Source organism: Chitinophaga sp. CB10 (genome assembly GCA_001870995.2).
Lineage (GTDB): Bacteria > Bacteroidota > Bacteroidia > Chitinophagales > Chitinophagaceae > Chitinophaga.
This window is the reverse complement of sequence record MLAV02000004.1, coordinates 385854-397008: the sequence shown is the minus strand read 5'-3', so window position 1 is coordinate 397008 and position 11155 is coordinate 385854. Positions and strand designations below refer to the sequence as shown.

Below are 11155 nucleotides of genomic sequence, written 5' to 3'. Positions count from 1 at the left end.
GGCCCTCTGCTCCCTTAAAAACTCCCTTCTTTGCCTCTCTGCCCCTTATGCCTCTCTGCGAGCAACCACCCGCTCTGCTCCCTTAAAAACTCCCTTCTTTGCCTCTCTGCCCCTTATGCCTCTCTGCGAGCAACCACCCGCTCTGCTCCCTTAAAAACTCCCTTCTTTGCCTCTCTGCCCCTTACGCCTCTCTGCGAGCAACCACTCGCTCTGCTCCCTTAAAAACTCCCTTCTTTGCCTCTCTGCCCCTTATGCCTCTCTGCGAGCAACCACTCGCCCGGCCGCAGGCCCTCTGCTCCCTTAAAAAAACCTCCTTGCGCCTTTGCACCCTACGCCTCTCTGCGAGCAACCAGCCGCCCCTACAACAACTTCAACTCCTTCGTAATCCTATCTATCTCCTCATTCCTGTTAGGCCCAATCGCACAGCACGTCTTCGTCGGCACACCCCCAAACTCCGTGTACCCGGAATCCGTGATCAGCGACGCAATCAACCCATCCGCCACCGCCTGTTCGTATATCCGTACCAGTTCCTCCTCCGAATCAACGGATAAACAAATTTTCGTGAACCCCAGCGAAATCCATTCCTGCACCTCTTCCGGGTTACGCAACGGCGTATGCAACGTATTCCCTTCTATGACCGCCTGCCTCGTCAGAAAAGCCATAGAAGCATGCGCGCCCTGCGCAATCATTTTTCCTTTACGCATGTTGAGATCCTTGCGCATGACAATCACCTGCTTGATATTCCTGGATGACATAATGAATTGGTTTTCCACGAAATTATGGAAATGTTCGCACTACAATATCTGTTGCAGGTGATGTTCCATGTGCGCTACATAGTCGTCCACAATGTATGCGAGCGTAAACGGTTGCCCTTCTCCGCCGATGCCGGTACGTTCCAGCGCCGACTCCGGAATATGCTGCAGAAGCGCCAGCAGAAAGGTGTTGTGGCTTACCCACGTTTGTAACAACAGCTGCTCATTTTGCAAGTGATGATAACTGTATTGATTCCACTGTTCTTGTGCGTAGCGTATCACCGGCGCGTCCTCAAACTGGATGCGCACAAATCGCTGATGATTGTTCACCGCACTGTCAATCAAATGACCAATCACCTGTTTTTTATTCCACTTGCCGGGTGCATACGGCGTGTTCCATGCTTCCGTGGAAAATGCAGATAATTTGCCGGGTACCTCCCGGAGGATTTGGGCTAAGCGCTCTAAAGCAGGGCGTTTCATGCTATATATTTTTTGACCGCGCTAAAGGTAACTGGTATTTTTTAAATGTATATATCGCTTATTATGATATTCGTATCTTTAGGGCTGACCATTTCCTGGTAAAACCTGTTTATCATGAGAAGCAACACTATCTTATTAACCTGTTTAGCCCTGATTATCAGTAGCTTCTTTTCCTGCAACGAAAAAGTGCCCGGCGCCAAAGGAGTGAATAGCAATGAAGCATTAAAAGTGGCGCAGATAATTTTCGGAAAAGATTCTGTACCGGATATCTCAAAATATATCACGGGAGAATATGATGGTACGCCCAACGGCCGCGATCTGGGCAACGCCACGCTGCATTGGCGCGTGCTCGACCAGCGCGATAGCCTCGCACTGATCAACCTCACCGCAGTCGACTCCTCCGGCAACGGCGCTGACCTCTATCTCCGCATGGTAAAGGATACTACCTGGAAACTCCAAAGCGTACGCTCCCTGGCCATGACAGGCATGATGCAGGCAGAACTGGAAGAACTGGAACAAATGCCGCAGGGCTACCTCGATACCCTCATTGCTGCCGCGCAAAAAGATAAACAGGGCAATGCGCTGAAAATGCTCACCTCTATGGACGATTACCATTTCCTCGTCGGTAACCTCCGCCTCGCCCTCGCGCTGGATGACAGCATCGCCGATCATTTTCAACGCAACAAAGCCGCCTTCAACCGCCTTAAAGACAGCGCTGTAGCGGAAATACAACGCACCCCCAAACAAAAGGGCAAATACCGCAAACTGCTCCGCAAATACACGCAGGACTACAAAAAGCTCCTGATAGAAAATGTGGTCACCGGCGAAGCCGAAGGCCCCGCAGCCATCCGTTTCCTGATCGGCGGGATGATCGATAATTTCGTGGGCTATATGTACGTGGCCGACAAGAAAGAACTGCCGGACCTCTATGATTCTGACCTCATTATGCTGCGCGACCTCGGCGGGGGATGGTATCTCTACAAGACCACCTGATTTTCCAGCTATTGGACCTGGGAACCGCTTGTCAAGTAAGCCATTGCTAAAGCGGGGGTATTTCGTTATTTTAGGCGGTTATACAAAGCTATCTAATACCGCTTATGAAGAAGATTTTATTCAGCTGTGCGGCAATACTGCTCGCCGCCTCTTCCTATGCCCAGGATAATGCCCTTTGGTTAAGGAATCCAGCCATTTCCCCGGATGGTAAGACCATTGTTTTTGGCTACAAGGGCGACATCTACCGCGTTGACGCCAATGGCGGAGTGGCAGTGCCGCTCACCATTCATGAAGCGCATGATATGATGCCGGTCTGGAGTCATGATGGTAAATACATCGCATTCGCCAGCGACAGGCACGGCAACTTCGACGTGTTTGTGATGCCGGCTACCGGTGGCACGCCTGTGCGACTCACGACCAACAGCGCGGCCGATTATCCGTATGATTTTACACCGGATAACAAACAGGTGCTGTTCGGAAGCGTACGCAATGCACCGGCATCGAGCATACGTTTTCCCAACCGCGTTTTCCGCAACGTGTACACAGTACCGGTTACCGGCGGCCGCTCTGTACTGCTCAGCGCTGCCGGCATGGACGCTGCCCGCTATAACAAAGACGGCAGCAAAATCATCTTCCAGGACCGTAAAGGTTACGAAGATCCTTTCCGTAAACACCATACCTCCGCCGTTACGCGCGACATCTGGGTGATGGATGTAGCCAAAGGTAAATACGAACAGGTATCTTCCTACGAAGGGGAAGACCGCGAACCGGTTTTCGGCGCTAACAACGAGGTGTACTACCTGAGTGAAAAAGGCGGTATCTCCCAGAATATCTTCAAATCCTCCCTGTCGGATAAATCAAGTTTGAAACAACTGACCAGCTTCTCCCACCACCCGGTAAGAAGCCTGACTATAGCGGATAACGGCGTATTGTCTTTTACCTTTAACGGGGAGATATACACGATGAAGGAAGGCGAAAAGCCAAAGAAAGTAAGCGTACAGATCTTCAACGACGGCCGCGAATCCGTGGTGAAGAACGTGCCTGTTTCCGGTAATATCACTGAGTTCTCCATGAGCCCTGATGGCAAGCAAATGGCTTTCGTTGCCAGGGGAGAAGTGTACGTTACCAGCGTGGAAGGCAACATGACCAAACGCCTGACCAATACGCCCCAGCAGGAGCGTATGGTGAGCTGGTCGCCCGACGGCAAAAAAGTACTCTACGCCGCCGAACGTAACGGCAACTGGGACATCTTCCAATCCACCATCGTACGCAAGGAAGAGCCTTTCTTCTTCAACGCTACCCTGCTGAAGGAAGAGCCGGTAATTGCCACTTCGGCGGAAGAGTTCCAGCCCGTGGTTTCCCCGGATGGTAAAGAAGTCGCCTACGTGGAAAACCGCAACGTGCTGAAAGTACTCAACATCGCCAGCGGTAAAACCCGCACCATCCTGCCGGAAGGCCATAACCACAGCTATTCCGACGGCGACTGGTCCTTTACCTGGTCACCGGACAGCAAGTGGCTCCTGGTAGACGATGAGAAAAACTATTTCGGTTCCAGCAACCTCGCCCTGTTAGCTGCCGATGGAAAAGGAACGCCTTTCTATCCGATCAACAGCGGCTTTGGTGAAGGCAACGGTAAATGGGCCGCTGACGGTAAAATGATGACCTGGTACAACAACCGCGATGGCCGTAAATCCCTCGCCAAACAAGGTAGCCGCGAGGTAGATATCTATGCGGTATTCCTCGACCAGGAAGCATACGATAAATTCAAATTGTCTAAAGATGAATTTAATTTATTGAAAGAAGGAGGCGACGCCAAAAAAGATACCTCAAAGGCCAAAGAAAAAGATACAACTGCGAAAAAAGCCTGGCAGCCCAATTTCGATAACCTGGAAAACCGTCGCGTAAAACTCACTATCAACAGTGCTTCTATCAGCGACTATGTACTCAATAAAGACGGCAGCAAAGTGTTTTACATGGCCGCCTTCGAGAAAGGGTACGACCTCTGGGTTACGGAACCAAGGACCGGCGAAACCAAGATACTCGCTAAACTCGGCGGCTCTCCGGGCGGACTGGAACTGAGCAAGGACGGCAACACCGTGTTTGTCAGCAACCGCGGCAGCGTGGTGAAAGTAGATGCCAATTCCGGCAAAATCACCCCGGTGACTATCAGTTCAGAAATGTCCCTCGACCAGGAGAGAGAACGCGAATACATTTACTGGCACGCATGGAAACAGGTGAAAGAGAAATTCTATGATCCTAAACTCCATGGCATCGACTGGAAAATGTACGGTGAGAACTACGCTAAATTCCTGCCGCATATCAGCAATAACTACGACTTCCAGGAGCTGCTGAGCGAACTGCTGGGCGAGCTGAATGGCTCCCACACCGGTGGCCGTTACAGCCCGATGATCGCCAATGGCGACGTGACTGCCGCACTGGGACTCCTCTATGACGAAACCTCCACCGCGGACGGCCTCAAAGTGGAAGAAGTGATCAACGGCGGACCGATGGATAAAGCCAGCTCCAAACTGAAAAAAGGAGATATCATTGAAAAGATAGACGGCGTGGCGGTTAACAACAGCTTCGACTGGGCTACCCTGTTAAACCGTAAGGTCAACAGCAATGTGCTGCTGAGTATCTACAACCCTGACACCAAACAACGTTGGGAGGAAACCGTTAAGCCGATCAGCAGCGGGGAGGAATCTGCCCTGATGTACAAACGCTGGACGGACCGCATGTCCAAACTGGTGGATAAGCTGAGCGGTGGTAAAGTAGGCTACGTGCATGTGGAAGGTATGAACGATGCCAGCTTCCGCTCCGTGTACGATGTGGTAATGGGTAAAAATAAAGACAAGAAAGCGCTGATCGTGGATACCCGCTTCAATGGCGGCGGCTGGCTGCATGATGACCTGTACCAGTTCCTCAGCGGTAAAAAGTACCTGGAATTTGCGCCGCAGGGTAACCGCCTCAATGGCGGCGAGCCGATGGGCGTATGGCAGGGCCCAAGCTGCGTGGTCATGAGCGAAGGCAACTACAGCGACGCTTTCATCTTCCCTTACGTGTACAAGCAAGGCAAACTGGGTAAGCTGGTAGGTATGCCGGTAGCTGGTACCGGTACGGCGGTATGGTGGGAAACCCAGATAGATCCTACCATCGTGTTCGGTATTCCAATGGTAGCTACCATCGGCGCTGAAAACCGTCCTACGGAAAACCTGCAGGTAGAGCCGGACGTACGCGTGCCGCTGCCTTATGAAGGTTTCCTCGCCGGCAACGACGCGCAGATGGAAGCCGCAGTAAAAGAAATGCTGAATGCTATTAAATAAGCATCGGCTTTCAGTAACAACGCAATTGTTTTGTTCTTACAGTATAGACATCCTTCCGCAGGTAGCGGGAGGATGTTTTTTTTCCGGGTATATGATCCCCTGTCACCTGAACGCCGCATACAATGCAAACGCAATCCCCACCGCCCCCAGCGTATTCAACACATTCACCATATCATTATTCAGCTGCCGCCTTCTTTCCAGGGTAGCTCCCAGCACACTGTCGATATAATTCCCCAGGATGCCACTCAGCGCTATGATCATACAACCTGCATCCACCCTGCGAAACACGGCATATACGCCCGCCACAGCCACCGCGCCGGCAGCGCCTATCAGCGTGCCTTCCAGGCTAACCACGCCATCCAGCCCGCGGGTATCTGGCTGCCAGGAAACTACATTGTAAAACCTGCGGCCATACACGGTACCCAGTTCAGAGGAAAGCGTATCCGCCGTAGCGGAGGCAAAGCCTGCGGCCATCAGCAACGCAAACAGCCCGTTGTACTGCGGCAGGAGCCAGGCGGCCAATCCCAGCAGGGCGGCCACGCCGCCATTGGCCAATACCTGCGAGGCCTGGCGGATCTCGGTATGCGCTTCATTCCCAACGCCGGCCTTGGCAGCCCGCTGGTGCCGCGTAGCCCAGGTGGCGCTGCCAAAGAACAGGGCCAGGTAAGCCAGCCCTTCATAACGGGTACCCATATATATTGCCAGGGCCACCAGCCAGCCCGTAAGGCCGGCCGCCGGCGTGAGCTTTTTCTTTTTTACTACCAGGGCCGCAGCCAAAGCCGCCAGCGCTGCTACAATGATCCATTCCATAGTTGTGGCCAAAAATACAACCTTAATGAAATTATTTTGTTATATGAATGATTGGGCCGCTATGATTTGTTATTTAGTGTTAAGCAGTGTTATATGATGTTATCATCCGCGATGTTGCGCGCTGTTGCAACTTTTCCGGCTTGAAGTTTGGCGGGCTGATTAGTGTATCGGGCGCCTTACCCTATCATGGATTTAAATTTAGCAGGGATTATGATACCACTTCTCCGGATTCATCATTTTTTCAGGCAAATGCCAAAAGTCATGCTCACCTGGGCGCTGCTGCTAGTGGCACACGGCAGCTTCGCCCAAGCCCCGGCGGATTCAGCTTCGCCCGTCGTGTGGGACCTGCAGCAATGCCTCGATTATGCCATGCGCTATAACATCACGCTCAACAGCCTGCGCCTCAGCCGCCAAACCAGTGAGCAGGACCTCATCCTCTCCCGCGCGGCCCGGCTGCCTAACCTCAACGCCACCGCCACGCAGAATTTTACCGGCGGCAAATCCAACAGCAGCAACCAGGCCTATACGGTTAACGCTTCCGGTAACTACGGACTGAATTCCAGCGTAACGTTATACAATGGCGGTTACCTCAACCGGGACATTGAGCAGAAGAACATCCTTACCCAGGTGGCGGACTTAAATATCGCGCAGCAAATGAACGACATTACGCTGCTGATCACACAGTCCTACCTGAACATACTGCTGGCGAAGGAAAATATTATCTACATCCGCGATATCGTCGCCACCTCGGAAGCGCAGGTAGCAAGGGCACAACAGCAGTACGACGTAGGTAGCATCGCCCTGAAGGACCTGGCCCAGCTGCAGGCGCAACTGGCCAACGATAAATATACCCTCATAACGGCGGAGAATACACGCAGGCAGAACATGCTTACCCTTAAACAAATCCTGCAGCTGCCCACAGGCAAGCCTTTTGACATCGTATCCCCGGATACGCTCATGGCTACCGGGCTGCTGACGCCGGTAGAAGAGGCGCAGCAGGAAGCGTTTGAAACCCGGCCGGAAATCAAAAGCAGTAACCTGAATGTGGATGTGGCCCACCTGGACCTGGCAAAGGCCAGGGCAGGACGCCTGCCCGTACTCACCGCCGGCGGATCGCTGTCCAGCAACTACCTCACAGGGAATGATTATGCCTATTTCAAGCAACTGGATAATAACTTCTACCAGCAGATCGGGCTGACGCTGTCCGTCCCCATCTTCACGCGGAAAGTAAACAAGACCAATATCGAAAAAGCGAAAATCAATATCGATCAGTCCAACCTCAACCTGCAGAATACCAAGACCAATTTATCGCAGGAAGTGGAGCAGGCTTACATCAACGTGGTGAATGCGCAGGCCCAGTACGATGCCGCCGTAGAGCAGTTTAAATACGTCCAGGAAAGCTACCGCATCGCTAACGAACAACTGAAAGTAGGCGTGGCCAACATCGTGGAGTTCCTGCAGCAGAAAAACCTCTATGTGCAGGCCGTACAAGCCTACATACAAGCGAAATACAACGCGGCACTTAATATAAGGATCTATGATTTTTACAGGGGCATCCCGGTAAAACTATAAAAGCTGAGCGCTATGGCAAAAAATAAACGGGTGATCATTATTATAGTAGCAGTGCTGTTGGCACTCCTGCTGATCTGGTATTTCTTTTTCAGGAAACCACCGGTAAAAACCACCTTCACGACGGAATTTCCGCAGTATGGTCATATAGCCACCACCGTTACTGCCACCGGCACCATACAGCCGGTAGATACCGTAGCAGTGGGTACGCAGGTTTCAGGCTACCTGAAGTACCTGTACGTGGATTTCAACTCCCAGGTAAAAAAGGGACAGCTGCTGGCACAGCTGGACCAGACGCTGTTCCAGGCATCGGTAGATCAGTTCACCGGGCAGCTGGCAGTAGCCAACAGCAACCTGACCTACCAGACGGCGAACTTCGGCAGGCAGCAACTGCTGTATAAAACAGGCGCTATCAGCCGGGCGGATTACGATAACGCCGCCTACCAGTTAAATGCCGCCAAAGCCAACGTGGCAGCCGTTACGGCACAGCTGAAGTCCGCCAGGACCAACCTCGAATTCACCAATATTTATTCCCCGATCGATGGCGTGGTACTCAACAGGAATGTGAGCATCGGGCAAACGGTTGCAGCCAGCTTCAATACGCCAACGCTCTTTGTAATTGCCAAGGACATTACTAAGATGCAGGTGGAAGCCAGCGTGGATGAAGCGGACATCGGCGAGGTGCGGGACAGCCTGCGTGTATCCTTCACCGTGGATGCCTACCTGGACGATGTGTTTGACGGCCGGGTGCAGGAAATCAGGCTGCAGCCCAGCGTTTCCTCCAACGTTGTCACATACAACACCATCATCAACGCGAGCAATAACCAGATGAAGCTGAAGCCGGGAATGACGGCTAACGTGACCATCTACACGGCGGAGCGGGACAGCGCCCTGCTGATACCCGTGCGGGCCCTGAAGTTCAGACCGGATTCCGCTACCCTGTCCAAACAATACATCATACTGCCGGCCGTGCGCCGCAACGCGCCCCCGGAGCCGAAGGACACCAACCGCATTCATACGGATAAAAAGCTGCGGGAAGGCGCCGTCAACTTTGTATGGGTGCTGCGTGGCGACACGCTTCAGCAGAAACGCATACGTACAGGCCTAAACGATAACACGCAGCTGGAAGTATTGCACGGCCTCACCATCAACGACAAGGTGATCACCGGGCAGGAGGGAGGCGCCGCTGCCGGCACGGCTTCCAGCCCGGCCGGAGGCTCCCCGTTCATGCCTAAAATGGGAAGAAGACGATGACGAAGAAAATATTGGAAATAGACAATATCAAGCGTGAGTTCCGCATGGGCACCGAAATCGTACGGGCCCTGAAAGGGATTAACTTCACCGTAACCGCCGGGGAGTTTGTAACCATCATGGGCAGCAGCGGCAGCGGCAAAACCACGCTGCTCAATATCCTCGGCTGCCTGGATAAACCAACCTCGGGGACGTATATACTGGATGGTACCAATGTGGGCAACCAATCCCGTAACGACCTGGCAAGGGTGCGCAACCTGAAAATCGGGTTTGTATTCCAGGCCTATAACCTGCTGCCACGCACGTCCGCACTGGAAAACGTGGAGCTGCCACTGTTCTATAATAAAGCCATCGGCACGCAGGAGCGCCGGGAAAAAGCCATCAAAGCGCTGGAGGCAGTGAAACTGGCCGAGCGGCTGGATCATACGCCCAGCCAGCTTTCCGGCGGGCAACAGCAACGCGTGGCCATCGCCCGCGCCCTCGTTAATGAACCGGTAATGATCCTGGCCGATGAAGCAACGGGCAACCTGGATACCCGCACTTCCTATGAGATCATGGCGCTGATGCAGGAGCTGAACCAGCAGGGTAAAACGATTGTGTTCGTCACGCACGAGCCGGACATCGCTTCCTTCAGCAGCCGCACCATCATGCTGCGCGACGGCCGCGTGCAAAAAGATTATTTCAACGAAAACGTACGTTCCGCCAAAGAGGCGCTGGCTGCGCTTCCGGTAACGGACGACTATTAACATACCGCCATGAGTATTTTCAATCTCATACGACTCGCCTTGCTGGCACTGCAACGCAATAAGCTGCGGGCTTTCCTCACCATGCTCGGCATCATCATCGGGGTGGCTGCGGTGATCGCGATGGTGGCCATCGGGCAGGGCTCCAAGGAAAGCATACAGTCGCAACTGGGCAACATGGGTTCCAACATGATCACCATCATGCCGGCCAGCAATGTGGCCGGAGGCGCGCGGCTGGAAGGTTCCAGCGTGCAGACCCTCACCGTGGCGGATGTGGATGCGCTGAAAAAAAGGGCCACGCTGCTCTCCGCCGTATCGCCGGTATCCTCCTCGCGGGGGCAGGCTATTTCCGGGGCGCTCAACTGGCCTACCCAATTGCAGGGCGGCAATACGGATTATTTCGACATCCGTAAGCTCACCCTGCAGGATGGTATTTTATATTCTGAATCCGATGTGGCATCCGCCGCAAAGGTTTGCCTGCTGGGCAAAACCGTGGTCGACAACCTGTTTCCCAGCGGGGAGAATCCCATAGGAAAGGTGATCCGCTTCAACAAGATTCCCCTGCAGGTCATCGGCACGCTGGCGCCCAAAGGCGTGAGCTCCTTCGGGCAGGACCAGGACGATATTATCGTAGCGCCCTATACCACCATTCAAAAACGCGTACTCGCCACTACCTACCTGCAAAACATCCTGGCGTCCGCAGTGAGCGAAGATGCCTCCGATGCTGCGGTAGATCAGATCACCAGCGTGCTGCGGGAAACGCACCGCCTGCGTGCTACGGATGAAAATAACTTCCAGGTAAGAACCATGGCGGAGCTGATCAAAACCCTCAGCTCTACCAGCAGCTTACTCACCATACTGCTTACCGCCATTGCCGGCATCTCCCTGGTGATAGGCGGGATAGGCATCATGAACATCATGTACGTATCCGTAACGGAGCGCACCCGGGAAATCGGACTGCGTATGTCCATTGGCGCTAGAGGGATCGACATACTCCTGCAATTCCTCGTGGAAGCCATTATCATCAGCATCACCGGCGGATTGATCGGGGTGGTGCTGGGCATTACCGCCTCCGAGGTGATCACGCTGACGCTGGGATGGCCCACGCTGGTATCCCGCAGTTCCATCATCCTGTCGTTCATGGTATGTGCGCTCACGGGCGTATTTTTCGGGTATTACCCGGCGCAGAAGGCGAGCAGGCTCGATCCTATCGAGGCGTTGCGTTACGAGTAGC

At 53.4% G+C, this 11155-nt stretch carries 9 protein-coding genes; 6 read left to right on the top strand and 3 right to left on the bottom strand.

Annotation, left to right across the window (positions count from 1 at the left end):
• Positions 1-359: 359 nt before the first annotated feature.
• A complete protein-coding gene (gene pth2 / locus BOC67_RS08815) occupies positions 360-755 on the bottom strand; it encodes an aminoacyl-tRNA hydrolase (protein WP_291909508.1) in 396 nt (131 codons plus the stop codon).
• A gap of 39 nt (positions 756-794) precedes the next feature.
• The gene (locus tag BOC67_RS08810) at positions 795-1232 is read right to left on the bottom strand and encodes a DinB family protein (protein ID WP_291909506.1); all 438 of its coding nucleotides are present in this window, start codon (positions 1230-1232) and stop codon (positions 795-797) included.
• Positions 1233-1346: 114 nt separating this feature from the next.
• On the opposite strand from BOC67_RS08810, the gene BOC67_RS08805 reads away from it, so the two are divergent.
• Entirely contained in the window at positions 1347-2225 is an 879-nt protein-coding gene (locus BOC67_RS08805; protein ID WP_291909505.1) for a hypothetical protein, read from the top strand.
• A 104-nt stretch (positions 2226-2329) separates the two neighbouring features.
• Positions 2330-5548: an LpqB family beta-propeller domain-containing protein gene (locus BOC67_RS08800; protein ID WP_291909503.1), complete on the top strand. Its 3219-nt coding sequence runs from the start codon at positions 2330-2332 to the stop codon at positions 5546-5548.
• 102 nt (positions 5549-5650) lie between these two features.
• Here BOC67_RS08800 and BOC67_RS08795 read toward each other — a convergent pair whose 3' ends face one another.
• Positions 5651-6358 (bottom strand): DUF92 domain-containing protein, encoded by a 708-nt coding sequence (locus tag BOC67_RS08795; RefSeq protein WP_291909499.1) that lies wholly within the window; start codon positions 6356-6358, stop codon positions 5651-5653.
• 210 nt (positions 6359-6568) lie between these two features.
• Here BOC67_RS08795 and BOC67_RS08790 point away from each other — a divergent pair, with 210 nt between their 5' ends.
• Genes BOC67_RS08790 through BOC67_RS08775 form a run of 4 tightly spaced genes read left to right on the top strand, consistent with a single transcriptional unit; the run spans position 6569 to position 11154 of the window.
• Positions 6569-7930 (top strand): TolC family protein, encoded by a 1362-nt coding sequence (locus BOC67_RS08790; RefSeq protein WP_291909496.1) that lies wholly within the window; start codon positions 6569-6571, stop codon positions 7928-7930.
• A 12-nt stretch (positions 7931-7942) separates the two neighbouring features.
• Positions 7943-9181 (top strand): efflux RND transporter periplasmic adaptor subunit, encoded by a 1239-nt coding sequence (locus BOC67_RS08785; RefSeq protein WP_291909494.1) that lies wholly within the window; start codon positions 7943-7945, stop codon positions 9179-9181.
• On the top strand, positions 9178-9924 hold the full coding sequence (locus tag BOC67_RS08780; RefSeq protein ID WP_291909492.1) for an ABC transporter ATP-binding protein: 747 nt from the start codon (positions 9178-9180) through the stop codon (positions 9922-9924). Before BOC67_RS08785 ends, BOC67_RS08780 begins: the two co-directional genes overlap by 4 nt.
• Before the next feature lie 9 nt (positions 9925-9933).
• Positions 9934-11154, top strand: a complete 1221-nt coding sequence (locus BOC67_RS08775; RefSeq protein WP_291909490.1) for an ABC transporter permease — start codon at positions 9934-9936, stop codon at positions 11152-11154.
• Position 11155: the final 1 nt, after the last annotated feature.